Raw genomic sequence first — 253 nt, forward strand, 5'->3', positions numbered from 1 at the left:
GTCGCCGTAGGACCGGTTGGGGAGCGACGAGGTCATCTCGAAGGCGGCGAGGTGGCCGACGATCGCCCCGCGCAGGCGCCGGTTGAGCCCGAACATCGACATCATGTTCTGCGCGGCCAGCGTGATCGCCGGCACGCGGTCGAGGTAGGCGCCGTACGTGTCATCCAGGCCGGCACCGCGCATCGTCTGAGCGAAGATCGCGGCGTGCATGCGGTGCGGGTCGCCGGCGCCGTACTCGTCGGACTGGATCTCG

At 70.0% G+C, this 253-nt stretch carries 1 protein-coding gene; it reads right to left on the minus strand.

The features are described from left to right. Positions 1–253 (minus strand): iron-containing redox enzyme family protein (locus AC5RVD_RS16810; protein WP_494127557.1); only part of this gene is annotated, 253 nt, incomplete at both ends.

Source organism: Arthrobacter sp. THG-b23 (genome assembly GCF_059091265.1).